Raw genomic sequence first — 15,060 nt, forward strand, 5'->3', positions numbered from 1 at the left:
TTATTAACTAAATGTTTGAAGCGTGTTCATGGTGATTGTCTAGTTCTTCATGAACAGGCTCTTGACCAGAAGGATAAGTGAAAAAGATGATCATCATCGTAGCACAGGCTATGCCTAATAGTAACAACTCGCGCCTTGAAGTCAGGTGTGGGTTGTTCTTTTTAATGAGAGCAGTTGCTATGAAAAATGTAGTCCCAGTTAAGAGTAATAATCCAATTAGTAAAATAAATAATCCTTCTTTTAGGGGTAACATCACGACTAACATGGCTCCCATCATAGCGGACATAATTCCTGTAAAGGTCGCTTCAATTTGTGCGACTCCATCAGAAAATACCCCCATTAATACCCCAGTGATCGCAGCTACCCCACAACTCACTAATGTACTTAATAATAAGTTATGTTCAAGTACTATTCCGAATAAAAAGCCATAAACAAAACCGAATGTCATACTAGATGCCATAACCAGTACCATCATTTCCATGCTTAACGCTTTAGACTTATTATAATGCATAACAAAAAATAAGATTAGTAGGTTCAGGCTTACTACAGTGATCGAATAAATTAAACCAGTCATCAGGCTAGTCCCCCTTCTCTTTAATAATTTTATGAAAAAGCTAAACAAGTATGATTGTTTTGTGCCACTTTTTATACTTGGTAGGGGTATGTAGTATCCTGATTTCAGAGAAGATTAATTTGACTCCAATATAGAGGTTAGTTTATTTATTGACAAATATACTATAGGGGGGTATAGTAAAATTAGAAACTCTTTAGGAGGTGTAGATATTGACAGGAAATGAAAATCAAGATTCGAAAATGGTTCAAGATGAAGCACCAGTTGTTCCGCGTACCAATAATGAAAAGGAACAAATGCTTAACCGTTTAAAACGAATTGAAGGTCAAGTACGTGGTTTACAAAAAATGATCGAAGAAGATCGCTATTGTGTGGATGTATTGGTTCAAATATCAGCAGTAAGTGCTGCATTAAATAAAGTAGGATACTCGATGATGGAACGCCATGCGCGTATGTGCGTACACCAAGCGGCTAAGCAAGGTGATGGGGAAGAATATATGGATGAACTGATGAAAGTCGTACAACAGTTTACGAAATCATAGAAAGGTGGGTGAGTGATGAAAGAATCAAGACTTAATGTTGAAGGAATGACATGTGCCGCCTGCTCTACACGAATAGAGAAAGTACTGAACAAAATGGATGGTGTTGAAGCGAACGTTAATCTATCAATGGAACGAGCGGATGTTAAATATGATGAGGATCAAGTGTCAGTAGATGATGTTATTGGAAAAATTGACAAACTAGGCTACGGCGTGAAAGAGGAAAAAGTAGAATTAGATATTCGTGGTATGACGTGTGCTGCGTGTTCAACACGGATCGAAAAAGGTTTATCACGAATGGATGGTATAAATGAAGCGAATATTAATTTAACGACTGAATCTGGAACGATTGCATATACCCCGGGGATGGTATCTATAGAAGAGATTCAGGAGAAAGTTAAAAAGCTTGGGTTTGAAGCCTTATTAAAACAAGACCAAGAAGAGAAAGAATCTTCAAAGGAAAAAGAGATTCGTAACCAGAAGCGCAAATTTATAATAGCAGCGATTTTTTCTGTACCGTTACTTTTAACGATGCTTAGCCATATGCCATTTGAGACTAATTTATCAGCACCTGCTTGGATTGAATACCCTTGGACACAATTTGTTTTAGCAGCTGTCGTTCAATTTTACATTGGTGCTCAATTTTATAAAGGAGCTTATCGTTCACTCGTTAATAAAAGTGCTAATATGGATGTTCTAGTCGCATTAGGTACAACGGCAGCGTTTATGTATAGTTTTGTTCAGTCAATTTTATGGCAAGTTGGTACTGTGCATCATGCTGAATTGTATTATGAAGCAAGTGCGATTATTATTACACTAGTCGTATTAGGTAAATATTTAGAAGCAATCGCCAAAGGTCGTACAACGATTGCGATTAAACAATTACTCAATTTACAGGCAAAAGAAGCTACAGTACTAAGAGACGGAGAAGAAGTGAAATTACCATTAGAACAAGTTCAAGTCGGTGACTATATTGTAGTTCGTCCCGGAGAGAAGATTCCTGTCGACGGTCAAGTTATTGAAGGAGCAACATCCATTGATGAGTCGATGATTACTGGTGAAGCTATTCCAGTTGATAAGCAGCAAGAAGATACCGTCATCGGCTCAACCATTAATAAAAACGGTACCATCACATTGGTTGCTGAAAAGGTAGGTAAAGACACGGCATTAGCTGGGATCATTAAAATTGTTGAAGATGCACAAGGATCAAAAGCGCCAATACAACGAATGGTAGATAAAATTACCAATAAATTCGTGCCAATTGTTGTTGTTATTGCGATTATTACGTTTGTGACTTGGTTCTTTATAGTTAACCCAGGAGTTTGGGCAACAGCTTTAACTGCTTCAGTTGCTGTATTAGTTATCGCTTGTCCGTGTGCTTTAGGCCTTGCAACACCAACTTCGATTATGGTTGGTACGGGTCGCGGTGCTGAGAATGGTATTTTATTTAAAGGTGGAGAATACCTAGAGGGGACACAAGGTATTGAAGCTGTATTGTTAGATAAAACAGGGACGATTACAGAAGGGCGTCCTCGTGTTACAGATGTTAAAACGATTTCTGGTGATGGTAAAGACTTTGCTTATATAGCAGCAGCAGAAAAACGCTCAGAACATCCGCTTGCTGAAGCCGTTGTCGCCTATGCTACAGAACAAGGGATTGAAGTCGATCAACCAGCATCATTTGAAGCCATTACAGGTCATGGTGTTCAAGCGTCAATTGAAGAATCTAATGTTTTAGTCGGAACACGCAAGTTATTAACAGAGCAAAGCATTGATGTATCTGGAGCGGAGAATGACTTGAGGCAGTTTGAAGAAGAAGGGAAGACAGCTGTATTAGCAGCCATTGACGGGCAGTTACGTTTTGTCATTGCCATTGCAGATACAGTCAAATCAACATCCAAAGAAGCAATTGATCACCTCCAAAAAGACGCAATTGATGTCTACATGATGACAGGAGACAATACAAGAACGGCTAAGGCAGTAGCACGAGAAGTAGGTATACCAGAGGAGAATGTAATTGCAGAAGTACTACCACAGCACAAAGCTGACCAAGTAGAGAAGCTTCAAAAAGAAGGTAAAAAAGTCGCGATGGTCGGTGATGGTATTAACGATGCCCCTGCATTAGCCATTGCAGATATCGGAATGGCGATCGGAACAGGGACAGATGTTGCGATTGAAGCGGCTGATGTCACACTAGTTGGTGGCGACTTAACTAACATTCCAAAAGCGATTAAATTAAGTAAGAAGACAATGCGTAACATTCGTCAAAACTTATTCTGGGCATTTTTCTACAACTCAGCAAGCATACCAGTTGCAGCACTAGGCTTATTAGCACCTTGGGTAGCTGGTGCGGCTATGGCTTTTAGTTCAGTGTCGGTATTGACTAATGCATTGAGGTTGAAAAGGCAGAGTGTTTAGGTGTAAAGGTTTGATTATAAGAGTTTATTATTAAGGCTGTCGATATTCATCGGCAGCCTTTTAGTTTACCATACGTAATTATTATTAGATAGAAGGTGAATGTTTATTGAAATAAACAATTTGTCCGTTGAATCATAACAATGATGCCTCAAAAGTAATGTATTGGTACCATATAGTGGAAATCTTTAGAATTTTGTGATATATTATTTATGTAAATAAGATTAAATAACTAAGCGAAAAGTCAGGTGTTTAATGTGGATTTTATCGCTCATATTAGAAATTCTGATAAACAAGTACAAAGTGTTGATGAGCATTTGGACAATGTTGCTCAAATTTCATCACAATTTGGTAAAAAACTAAATTTAAGTCACCTAGCTGCAATTGCTGGATTATTACATGACATGGGTAAATACTCAAATGAATTTAAGGAGTATATTATTGAAGTAGTCGATAATCCAGAAAATCCACCAAAAAGGGGGAGCGTGGACCATTCAACGGCTGGAGGTAAGTGGTTGTATGAAAAATTCTATAAAGAAGATCAGTCTCCTACAAAAAGAATTATTGTAGAGATGTTGGTTAATATTATACTTTCTCACCATTCTGGGTTAAGAGATTTTCTAACACCTAATGCATCATCAGATGTTTTAAGGAGAGTAATAGACAAACAGTTAGATAATTACGCAGAAGTACAAGAATTTTTTGAAGAATCGACCAAACGTTTAGAGGAAATAGAAGGGAAGTTGGATGTAGCAGAAAAAGAGTTAATCAAACTTTTAAAGGAGAACAATACAATACACCCTTTGAAAGCCCTAACATTCTTAACTATGATTTTATTTAGTTGTTTAATTGATGCTGACCGTTTAGACACAATGAGTTTTGAAGATAATGTTAAGTTAAACTTACATCAAAACAACAACGAATTATTTGAACAATATTATAAAAAATTAATTCAACATATAGAAGTTTTGCAAAAAAATGGTCAAGTTAACCGAATTAATGCTTTAAGGTCGGAAATGTCTAGTCAATGTGAGGAGCACGCATATAAACCATCAGGCATTTATACTTTATCAATTCCAACAGGTGGGGGAAAAACTTTAGCCTCTTTAAGATATGCTTTAAAACATGCAATAAAGTATAAGAAAGATAGAATTATTTATGTTGTTCCCTTTACAACAATTATAGAACAAAATGCTCAGGAAGTTAGAGAGATATTAGAAGACGATATAAATATACTTGAACATCACTCAAATATTATTCAGGATGATAGAATCACTCATAACAAAGAACAGCCAGATAATTATGTGAAGAATAAGTCAGTAACATTAGCTAAAGACAATTGGGATTCACCTATTATTTTTACAACAATGGTTCAATATTTAAATACTTTTTACTCAAGTGGTACCCGTAATATCAGAAGGCTTCATAACTTATCAAATGCTGTTATCATATTTGATGAAGTACAAGCGCTACCTATCCATTGTGTATCCCTATTTAATGAATCTTTAAACTTTCTAAAGTACATTGCTAATTCGAGTATATTATTGTGTACAGCTACTCAACCAGCGCTAGATAAAGTTAAACACAACATTCAAACAATTGATGGTGAAATAGTTCAAGACCTAGATGAAGTGAATCAGAATTTTAAGCGAGTAGAAATAAAGGATAAAACGACACCTAATGGTTGGGATACTGAAACGCTAGCTTCTTTTGTACGAGATACTCTGAATAGAGAAAACAATGTATTAGTAATTCTAAATACTAAAACTGTGGTAAGAGATTTATATCAAACGTTAAAAGAGAAAGATACAGATGCATATGTCTTTCACTTGAGTACATCAATGTGTGCAAAACATCGACAAGAAACATTAGGAGCTGTTAGAAAAGCTCTTGAGCAGGGAGAAAAGGTTATTTGTTTAAGTACACAATTAATTGAAGCGGGGGTTGATATAAGCTTTAACTCGGTTATACGCTCTCTTGCTGGTCTCGATTCGATCGCTCAAGCAGCTGGAAGGTGTAATCGCCACGGTGATTACGACTGCAAGAATGTATATATTATTAATCATCGTGAGGAAGTCTTAAACAAATTAAAGGCTATTAAGGTCGGAGCGGAAATCACCCAAAAAATTCTAAAAGATATCGGGTCAGAAAAGTTACTTTCATCTGAAGTGATGGCTTTTTACTTTGAAGAGTACTTCACAAAAATGAATTTAGAACTAGATTACCACATTCCTGATTTAAGTGATAGTTTATATAATTTAATCACAACGAATGCTAAATACAAAATACATTATGAGAATTATCATAACAAAAAATTCCCTCTGAATTTAGCTACTAGCTATGATACTGTGGGGAAATATTTCAATGTAATAGATGATCACTCAACATCTGTATTAGTACCATATGGAGCAGGTAAGGAATTAATAGCTGATTTGAATGAAGATTTAAGTATTAAACAAATGTCGACATTATTTAAGCAACTACAACCATACTTAATTAATGTTTATCAACATGAACTTGATGGGCTTAGTAAAGACAATAATTTAATCCCACTATTTAATGGGAAAGTATTAGTCTTAAGAGAGAATGCTTATGACCAATTTTTTGGATTAATGGTTGAGGGAGAAGGACAAATGGACACGTCTTTCATTTGAAAAATTTGCGAGGTGAGATTTTGAGGAATCAAATAGAATTTGAAGTCTTTGGTAGTTATGCACTTTTTACTGATCCAGTTACAAAAATGGGGGGAGAAAAGCTATCTTATCAGGTTCCAACGTACCAAGCTTTAAAAGGAGTTGTTGAATCAATTTACTGGAAACCTACTATAATGTGGATTATTGATGAAGTTAGAATTATGAAACCGATTAAGATGGAGTCTAAGGGTATCAGACCCATTAAGTATCAAAAAAATGAAAACGATCTAGCCAATTATACGTATTTAAAAGATGTTAAATACCAAGTAAAGGCTCACTTTATCTTTAATAAAAATAGACCAGATTTAGCTTTTGACCGTAATGAACACAAGCATCATAATATCGCCAAACGGAGTGTAAAAGTCGGTGGTAGACGGGATATATTCCTCGGGGCAAGGGAATGCCAAGCTTATGTAGAAGAATGTGAATTCGGTACTGGAGAAGGATACTATGATCAGTATGGAGAAATTCACCTTGGCACTATGGTACATGGGCTGAATTATCCCGATGAAACTGGAAGTGACCAACTAGAAGCGCGATTATGGCAACCTGTAATGAGAAATGGCTATATAACTTTCATAAGACCCGATGATTGTGAAATTGTAAGGTCAATTAAGAGTTTATCAGCTAAACCTTTCAGTGGGGACAGTATTGAGCCAGTTGATGATTTGTATAATGAAGTGTTTTCGGGGAAGGAGGGTAAGTAATATTGGGCTGGTTAAATGATTTGTATCAAACATATGAGAATAACTTAGATCAGGTTGGTAAAGTTGAATTACGAAAGAATGGTAGCGAATATACACTACTACCAATTGGGCATACTACGCAAAATGCTCAAGTAGAAGTTGTTGTTGATCTTGAAGGTAACTTTTATTCTGCAAAAGTGATTGATAAAGAAAATTCAACAACAGTTGTCCCATGCTCTGAGGAATCCTTCAGCCGGACTAGTAAACCAGTACCGCATCCATTGCATGATAAACTTATGTATACAGCAGGGGATTTTGATAAATTTGGTGGTAAAGTCAGTGCAAAAGATTTACCACATCAGCTCTATATCAATAATTTGAAAGAATGGGCTGACTCTGACTACTCACATAATTATATTAAAGCAATTTATAGATACTTGAAACAAGGCAGATTAATACAAGATTTAGTTCAGTATTCAGTTTTGCATTTAGATGAGTATGGAAAATTAATATATAAATGGGATAAGAATACGGCTGATAAATATGGAGATAAACCAGAGATATTTAAGGTTTTAAATGAAACTCAAGATAAAGTGTTTGTTCGCTTTGATGTACATCAGCCTATGAAATTAACGGCAAGGGTTTGGAATGATCTAGATATCTATAACTCTTATATTAACTTTTATAAAACAAAACTATCGAGTAATGATATTTGTTACGTTTCCGGTAATCTTATTCCTAAAGCAAGCAAACACTCAAGCGGCATTCATCCAAATGCCGCAAATGCCAAGTTAATTTCAGCCAATGATTCATCTGGATACACTTACAGAGGTAGGTTCGAAAAGGGTGAAGACGTAGCTAATATTAGCTATGATGTGTCACAAAAGGCACATAATGCTTTGAAGTGGCTAATTAATAAGCAAGGTAAACAAATAGATGGACGAGTGTTTTTAGTTTGGGGGGATGACCAACCAACTGTTCCATTCCCACAAGATGATATCGTATCATTATTTGAAGAGATAGGTTTTGAGTACAATAAAGGTGTTCAAGTTGAAGAGAATCAGAACAAAACACATGAAATATTTGCAAACGAGGTTAACAAGGCATTAGCCGGTTATAAAAGTAACTTACAATATCAAGCTAAGGTGAATGTGATAATATTAGAAGCCTTTTCTAAAGGGCGGCTTTCAGTGCTTTATTATCGTAACTTAACACAAGAAGAGTATTTAAAACGGTTAGAATATTGGCATCATACATGTACATGGTTGCACAAGTATAAAAAGGGGAAAAATTTTGACGGCGCTCCATCAAGTCGAGATATTGCTGAGGCAGCTTATGGACGTAATGCCAATAAGAAAGTGATTAAAGACACTGTGGAAAGACTACTTCCGTGTGTAATAGACGGGCAAAGAATTCCAATAGATCTCTATAGAAATTTGTATCATAGAGCATCAAATCCAATCTCAATGGATCAATGGGAATGGCGAAAAGTATTGAGTATTACTTGTGCAATTACTAAAAAGCACTTAGATCAGAAGGGGGAATATAATGTGTCGCTAGATCCAAATAACACAAACCGAGATTACTTGTTTGGTAGATTATTAGCAATTGCAGATGTCCTAGAAAGAAGGGCTCTTTCTAGTGAAGATGATCGTGCTTCAAATGCCTTGCGTTATATGAATACTTTTGCACAACACCCTGCGAGAACTTGGGGTATTATACAGGCAAATCTACAACCTTATCAGGCGAGACTAGGAAGTAACGGCGTATATTATAGTCGATTGATAGATGAAGTCGCATCTCAAATTGATGTCTCTGACTTTAATAACAAAAAGTTAAGTGGTTTATATTTATTAGGCTTTTATAGTCAACGACATGAACTATATAAAAGTAAAGAAGAAAGACAAAAATCTAATAAGAACGATTAGGAGGAATGTAAAATGACAAATCTAAACCATAAAATTGATTTTGCTGTAATTTTTACTGTAAGCAACGCCAACCCTAATGGTGATCCATTAAATGGAAACAGACCAAGACAAAATTATGATGGTTATGGTGAAGTTTCTGATGTTGCTTTAAAAAGAAAAGTAAGAAATAGATTACAAGATATGGGAGAATCCATTTTTGTGCAATCAGATGATAGAGCTCATGATGGGTTTAAAAGTCTAAAAGAAAGAGCTGATGCTGTTTCAGAACTAAAACAGGCTGATAAGGATAAAAATAAGGACTTATTTATGGACATCGCTAGTAAAACTTGGTTAGATGTTAGAAGTTTTGGACAAGTATTTGCATTTAAAGGTGATGTTCTATCTGTTGGTGTAAGAGGCCCAGTATCTATACATCCAGCAGTAAGTATAAATCCAATTGATATTTCTAGTGTACAAATTACAAAAAGTGTAAACTCAACAACTTCAGATAAAAAGGGTTCTGACACAATGGGGATGAAACATCGAGTTGATTTTGGCGTTTATGTTTTTTATGGCAGTATTAACACCCAATTAGCTGAGAAGACTGGCTTTTCAAAAGATGATGCCGAAAAAATAAAAACAACATTAATTACTTTATTTGAAAATGATGCCTCCTCTGCTAGACCAGATGGAAGTATGGAAATTAACAAAGTTTATTGGTGGGAACATAATTCAAAGATGGGTCAATATTCATCGGCTAAAGTACACCGTTCATTGGAGATTAATCCTAAAATTGATGAACCAAAGTCCATAGAAGATTTCGATATTAAGCTAAAGGGACTTGAAGGGCTAGAGCCTAGCGTTTATGAAGGACAATAATGAAGAAAACTTCCTGTTGTTATCTGGAATTCAACACTTTTTGTTTTGTAAAAGGCAGTGGGCATTAATCCATGTTGAACAACAATGGAGTGAGAATGTTAGAACAGTTGAAGGTCAACGAGTTCATAAAAAAGCAGACCAACCATTCGTTCGTGAAAAGAGAAACGATAAATTACTAGTACGAGCTTTACCTGTAAAGTCAAATGAATTACGAGTAACTGGAGTATGTGATGTTGTTGAATTTCAAGAGGATGAAAATGGAGTACCTATTCAGGGATCAAGCAAAACATATAAACCTATACCTATCGAGTATAAACGAGGGAAGCCCAAAAAGGATAAATCAGATATATTACAGCTGGTTGCTCAAGCTATGTGTATAGAGGAAATGTTGTTGGTTGAGGTTAGAGTTGGTTATATATATTACAATGAAATTAGAAAACGAGTGGAAGTACCTATAACTGAAAATGATAAATTACATGTTAAGAAAATGTTTGAAGAAATGCACTTGTACTTCAATAAAAAACATACACCTAAAGTAAAGACAGGTTCTTTTTGTGAAAGCTGTTCATTACAAAATATATGTTTACCTGAACTACTCAACCGACAGTCTCCTAGTAGTTATATTGAAAGGAAAATAAATGAATGAAGAAATTATTGAATACTCTTTTTGTGACCAGTCCAGATGTGTATTTAAGTTTAAATGGGGAGAATATTGTTGTAAAACAAGAAAAGAAACAAATTGGACGGGTTCCTCTTCATAACTTGGAATCAGTATTTACATTCGGTTACAGCGGTGCGAGCCCTGCGTTAATGAGTGCTTGTGCGCAAAAAGATATTTCTCTTGTATTCTTAACGAAGAATGGTCGTTTTCTAGCTAGAGTAATAGGGGAAAGTAGAGGTAATGTGGTTCTTAGAAAAGAACAGTATAGAAAGTCAGATGATGAAACACAAAGTGTATTAGTTGCAAGAAATTTTATTATTGGGAAGCTGTACAATAATAAATGGATTTTAGAGAGAATGACTAGGGATTATCCATTGAGGGTTGATGTTTCTAATTTAAAAGGTATATCTAAAAAGTTATCTGAACTAATTTTGGAAATACGTGAAACAAAAGACTTGGATCTATTAAGGGGTTATGAAGGCCAAGGAGCTATTTTATATAATAAAGTGTTCGACAATATGATTTTACAACAGAAGGAAGACTTTTTCTTCAAAGGCAGAAATAGAAGGCCACCTTTAGATAAAGTAAATGCTATGCTATCATTTGCATATACGCTTCTTGCCAATGATACAGCATCAGCACTAGAAGGTGTTGGTTTAGATGCCTATGTTGGTTTTCTTCATAGGGATAGACCAGGCCGCGCATCGCTATCTTTAGATTTAATGGAAGAGTTAAGAGGTGTATATGCTGATCGGTTTGTAATTTCTTTAATTAATAAGAAAATTATAAGTAAGAAGGATTTTACAATTAAGGAAAACAACGCAGTAATCTTTACAGATGAAGGAAGGAAGAAATTTCTTAAGGCTTGGCAAGATCGAAAGCAGGAAAAGATAAAGCACCCTTATCTTGGAGAAAGTATTAGTTGGGGGTTAGTACCACATGCTCAAGCTATGTTGTTGGCTCGTTATATTAGAGGTGATATAGAAGAGTATCCACCTTTTTTATGGAAGTAGGTGTTAAATAGGAATGTTGGTAGTTATTACGTATGATGTAAGCACCATAGATCCAGCGGGTATTAAACGTTTGAGAAGGGTAGCTAAGGTTTGTCAGGACTATGGATTGAGGGTCCAAAACTCTGTGTTCGAATGTATTGTTAATTCTACAGAACTAAAGCAGCTAAAGTATAAACTGACTGATATTATTAATGAGGAAGAAGATAGTTTGAGATTTTATAACTTGGGAGAAAACTATAAGTCAAAAGTTGTTCATATTGGGACTAAAGATTCAGTTGATTTAGAAGATACATTATTTATGTGAGTGCGAATAAATATTGAACATGTTTTTTAGGTAGGATTCGCACCTTGAAATAACCTATTAAATGTACTTTATGTCATTTTGTTACATAATGGCATGAGGTAAATGGTGTTTTTGGTTAGAAAAATTAGATATGTACAGTTCTTTTTACCCAAAAATCGCCGTCGCACCCCATGTGGGTGCGTGGATTGAAATCAAAACGGTTAGAATATTGGCATCATACATGTACGTCGCACCCCATGTGGGTGCGTGGATTGAAATCAGTTAATACTTTTGTCGTATATGTCGATTGCTTCGTCGCACCCCATGTGGGTGCGTGGATTGAAATATCTTTTGTAAAATACTATAATCCTCTTTTGAATGTCGCACCCCATGTGGGTGCGTGGATTGAAATTTTACTTACGGCTATAATATGTGGTGTGAATAATGTCGCACCCCATGTGGGTGCGTGGATTGAAATGTCTTTCGCCACGTTCGATTAAAGATAGGTAGGGTCGCACCCCATGTGGGTGCGTGGATTGAAATATAACGGCTGATAGTGCATAGCGTCTTGTGTACGGTCGCACCCCATGTGGGTGCGTGGATTGAAATATGTAATAACGTGACCTCAACACCAACCTCGCCATTGTCGCACCCCATGTGGGTGCGTGGATTGAAATATCAACTGAACCGTACGTCTTTAAGTGTGCAATACGTCGCACCCCATGTGGGTGCGTGGATTGAAATGATAACCGACTTTTATGATGACGCTACTCAAATGCGTCGCACCCCATGTGGGTGCGTGGATTGAAATACATCAGCACCATAATGTTTTAACTCAAAACCGCCGTCGCACCCCATGTGGGTGCGTGGATTGAAATAAAATTAAATTTATATCGCTTAACGCTCTATCAAGTCGCACCCCATGTGGGTGCGTGGATTGAAATTTTGTTGAGGTAGTAGACTTTTTGGTGTCCTTCATGTCGCACCCCATGTGGGTGCGTGGATTGAAATTGAATAAGAAAATGAATCGTAAACAATATCGTTTTGTCGCACCCCATGTGGGTGCGTGGATTGAAATAAGCGTATGATGAAGCTGAAAAGAAAGTTAACCTCACGTCGCACCCCATGTGGGTGCGTGGATTGAAATTTATAACCACCTAAGAATTGAACCCTCCGCAACTGTCGCACCCCATGTGGGTGCGTGGATTGAAATAGTTTGTGCGTACAGACACAATCCAAAGGGGGTAGTCGCACCCCATGTGGGTGCGTGGATTGAAATGTTTAATAAAGTAATAGCTTTAATTTGATCATTGTCGCACCCCATGTGGGTGCGTGGATTGAAATAATATGGGTTTAAATTTACGTCAAATGGCATCAGTCGCACCCCATGTGGGTGCGTGGATTGAAATATAGAAAATGACCGTTTAGAACTAACTGCAAGGGTCGCACCCCATGTGGGTGCGTGGATTGAAATTTATTTATTTGAGTCTGATGAGGGTGAAGGAAACGTCGCACCCCATGTGGGTGCGTGGATTGAAATTGCTTTTGTTCATCAGCAGGAGTAGGCTCATTGGGTCGCACCCCATGTGGGTGCGTGGATTGAAATATTTACTATCACTCCTCGTATTAGGATCTAGCACATGTCGCACCCCATGTGGGTGCGTGGATTGAAATTCTTAATTCGTTATTATATTCTCTCAATTCATCAGGTCGCACCCCATGTGGGTGCGACGGGTTGAATAGCACTCTGTGATTTTAGTTATGAATATAACATACAAAGTTGTTCATTGTTTGTAACCTCACATTAAACACTTCATCTAACGCCGAAATCTTTTTTAGCCTTTGTCTTTATTTTTAACAATAAAAGGTGACCGCAGATAAAGCGATCACCTTTTAGAGAAAGACATTTAATTACTTATTGGAGCTTGTCCTTGACCGTTTCCATTCCCTTTACCATTACCACCTCTATTATTTTTAGTTAAAACTTTTAAGCCCTGACCCATATCAGATGCAAGAACAAAGTTACGGTCTACAAAGACGCCCCAAACGTCCGCTTGATCTGGCTTGTATTGTCCTACCTGGGTTGGATTAGCGGGGTCACTGATGTCTACAGCATATACGCCACCAGCATAATGAGAAAGGTATAAAGTATTCCCTCTAACTTTAGGGTCGTGTACCGTATTGGCGAAAGTTGTTCCATCTTCAACCTGGAAAGTTAAATCTGTCGTAAACTCACTTAAAAGCTCTGGGTTGCTTGGATCCTTGATGTCAAATATTCTTGTATAACCGTAAGCTTCTTCATAACCTTCACGAACAGGCACATAAACTTCTCTCGTCTCAATTAAAATGTTTCCGCCTCTAGCTAAGGCTGCTGAGTGTGCGGACCCTTGTTGATCAGATGCGAAGTCTGTGCGACCTAAATATTCAGGGTTCTCAGGATCTTCAATATTGAAGATCATTGTACCTAAATCCCACATGGATACATAGGCATGCTTGCCGTTATTATCAGTGATCACACTATGTGCGAATACTGGACGAGTCTTTCCGTCTGGGGATTCCCAATTATACCCATCAAAATCATCAGATACCTCAGGTAAAGTTCGAGGGTCAAACTCCCATAATTTTTCAGGGTTTGTAGGGTCTGATACGTCGACAATTTGAAAGTCATGTTCTTCTCCGTCACTATATAAATCTGCATAAGGGTTTGCGGTTAATACTAAAGCGCGATTACCTTGTGTCGTTAAATATAATTCATGAGTGCCGTTTGTATTATCATAAACTTCTGAGTAACCGAGTTTTTTAGGATCGTACGGATCAGTTACATCATAAAGTAGGAAACCGCCTGCAGTATCAGCAGTGCGATCTAACTGTTGAACACTGACTACAGCTAAATCACCGTTAAATTCAGGTGTGTTAATCGATTTAACGATTACTTTTTCATGCCAAGTGCCAGGGATGTCATCATGGGCGAAAACAGCAACTTCTTCTGGGTTTTCGGGGTCTTGTAAATCAAATACACGTACGCCACCATCACCACCGCCTGCAGTATGTGTACCAACGTAGCCAAACCCTTTGTGTGAATAGACATCTGCTGCGTTATTTTGGACTCCATCACGAATTTCTTCTAACTGTAAAGCAGCAGCTTCATCAAGAAATTTAACGTTTTTGTCACCTTCAACATGAGGCGTTCCTAAGGCTTCCATCTCCTCTTCAGTGAATAAAGTTCTTTCACCTTTGTTTAAGTCAGATCCGTCTAAGAAGTCGTGTGCAAATGTTGTTGGGGTGAAAATTGAAAAAACTAATGCACCCGATAAAGCTGAAGTCATAATAAGTTTTCGTTTTTTCATAGACATTCCTCCTAGTAATTAATTGAGTGAATATTCACTATATTTAATAGTTTAATAGATTTAATT

General features: G+C 36.8%; 11 protein-coding genes and 1 CRISPR repeat array. Of the genes, 9 read left to right on the top strand and 2 right to left on the bottom strand.

Annotation, left to right across the window (positions count from 1 at the left end):
- Positions 1–7 precede the first annotated feature (7 nt).
- Positions 8–574 carry a hypothetical protein gene (locus ABDZ63_RS01480; protein WP_343781306.1) on the bottom strand — a complete coding sequence of 189 codons (567 nt, stop codon included), beginning with the start codon at positions 572–574 and terminating at the stop codon, positions 8–10.
- Between the two features lie 239 nt (positions 575–813).
- Between ABDZ63_RS01480 and ABDZ63_RS01485 the strand changes: the two genes are divergently transcribed.
- The 9 genes from ABDZ63_RS01485 to cas2 all read left to right on the top strand — a co-directional run bounded on the left by ABDZ63_RS01485 (position 814) and on the right by cas2 (position 11,668).
- The gene (locus ABDZ63_RS01485; RefSeq protein ID WP_343781465.1) at positions 814–1,113 is read left to right on the top strand and encodes a metal-sensitive transcriptional regulator; all 300 of its coding nucleotides are present in this window, start codon (positions 814–816) and stop codon (positions 1,111–1,113) included.
- Between the two features lie 15 nt (positions 1,114–1,128).
- The gene (locus ABDZ63_RS01490; RefSeq protein WP_343781307.1) at positions 1,129–3,528 is read left to right on the top strand and encodes a heavy metal translocating P-type ATPase; all 2,400 of its coding nucleotides are present in this window, start codon (positions 1,129–1,131) and stop codon (positions 3,526–3,528) included.
- Between the two features lie 254 nt (positions 3,529–3,782).
- Positions 3,783–6,179: a CRISPR-associated helicase Cas3' gene (cas3, locus tag ABDZ63_RS01495; RefSeq protein ID WP_343781308.1), complete on the top strand. Its 2,397-nt coding sequence runs from the start codon at positions 3,783–3,785 to the stop codon at positions 6,177–6,179.
- 20 nt (positions 6,180–6,199) lie between these two features.
- Complete coding sequence (gene cas5c, locus ABDZ63_RS01500; protein WP_343781309.1) at positions 6,200–6,925, top strand: type I-C CRISPR-associated protein Cas5c; 726 nt, start codon at positions 6,200–6,202, stop codon at positions 6,923–6,925.
- A 2-nt stretch (positions 6,926–6,927) separates the two neighbouring features.
- Positions 6,928–8,832 (top strand): type I-C CRISPR-associated protein Cas8c/Csd1, encoded by a 1,905-nt coding sequence (gene cas8c / locus ABDZ63_RS01505; RefSeq protein ID WP_343781310.1) that lies wholly within the window; start codon positions 6,928–6,930, stop codon positions 8,830–8,832.
- A gap of 12 nt (positions 8,833–8,844) precedes the next feature.
- Positions 8,845–9,690, top strand: coding sequence for a type I-C CRISPR-associated protein Cas7/Csd2 (gene cas7c / locus ABDZ63_RS01510; RefSeq protein WP_343781311.1), 846 nt, complete (start codon positions 8,845–8,847; stop codon positions 9,688–9,690).
- Complete coding sequence (gene cas4 / locus ABDZ63_RS01515; RefSeq protein WP_343781312.1) at positions 9,677–10,336, top strand: CRISPR-associated protein Cas4; 660 nt, start codon at positions 9,677–9,679, stop codon at positions 10,334–10,336. The genes cas7c and cas4 overlap by 14 nt, the downstream gene beginning before the upstream one ends.
- Positions 10,333–11,364 (top strand): type I-C CRISPR-associated endonuclease Cas1c, encoded by a 1,032-nt coding sequence (gene cas1c / locus ABDZ63_RS01520; protein WP_343781314.1) that lies wholly within the window; start codon positions 10,333–10,335, stop codon positions 11,362–11,364. Before cas4 ends, cas1c begins: the two co-directional genes overlap by 4 nt.
- Positions 11,365–11,377: 13 nt before the next feature.
- Positions 11,378–11,668: a CRISPR-associated endonuclease Cas2 gene (cas2, locus tag ABDZ63_RS01525; RefSeq protein WP_343781315.1), complete on the top strand. Its 291-nt coding sequence runs from the start codon at positions 11,378–11,380 to the stop codon at positions 11,666–11,668.
- Between the two features lie 160 nt (positions 11,669–11,828).
- A CRISPR array of direct repeats spans positions 11,829–13,388; the repeat unit is 32 nt; unit sequence GTCGCACCCCATGTGGGTGCGTGGATTGAAAT.
- Positions 13,389–13,554: 166 nt separating this feature from the next.
- On the opposite strand, the gene ABDZ63_RS01530 is transcribed toward cas2, so the two are convergent.
- Positions 13,555–14,994, bottom strand: a complete 1,440-nt coding sequence (locus ABDZ63_RS01530) for an LVIVD repeat-containing protein (RefSeq protein ID WP_343781316.1) — start codon at positions 14,992–14,994, stop codon at positions 13,555–13,557.
- Between the last annotated feature and the right edge of the window lie 66 nt (positions 14,995–15,060).

The sequence above is a fragment of the Alkalibacillus silvisoli genome (assembly GCF_039521975.1).
GTDB lineage: Bacteria > Bacillota > Bacilli > Bacillales > Alkalibacillaceae > Alkalibacillus > Alkalibacillus silvisoli.

Bases quoted from the DNA above. Each gene is read 5' to 3' on its own strand.
- ABDZ63_RS01480 (WP_343781306.1), bottom strand. From the start codon at position 574: ATGACTGGTTTAATTTATTCGATCACTGTAGTAAGCCTGAACCTACTA.
- ABDZ63_RS01485 (WP_343781465.1), top strand. From the start codon at position 814: ATGGTTCAAGATGAAGCACCAGTTGTTCCGCGTACCAATAATGAAAAG.
- ABDZ63_RS01490 (WP_343781307.1), top strand. From the start codon at position 1,129: ATGAAAGAATCAAGACTTAATGTTGAAGGAATGACATGTGCCGCCTGC.
- cas7c (WP_343781311.1), top strand. From the start codon at position 8,845: ATGACAAATCTAAACCATAAAATTGATTTTGCTGTAATTTTTACTGTA.
- cas4 (WP_343781312.1), top strand. From the start codon at position 9,677: ATGAAGGACAATAATGAAGAAAACTTCCTGTTGTTATCTGGAATTCAA.
- cas1c (WP_343781314.1), top strand. From the start codon at position 10,333: ATGAAGAAATTATTGAATACTCTTTTTGTGACCAGTCCAGATGTGTAT.
- cas2 (WP_343781315.1), top strand. From the start codon at position 11,378: ATGTTGGTAGTTATTACGTATGATGTAAGCACCATAGATCCAGCGGGT.
- ABDZ63_RS01530 (WP_343781316.1), bottom strand. From the start codon at position 14,994: ATGAAAAAACGAAAACTTATTATGACTTCAGCTTTATCGGGTGCATTA.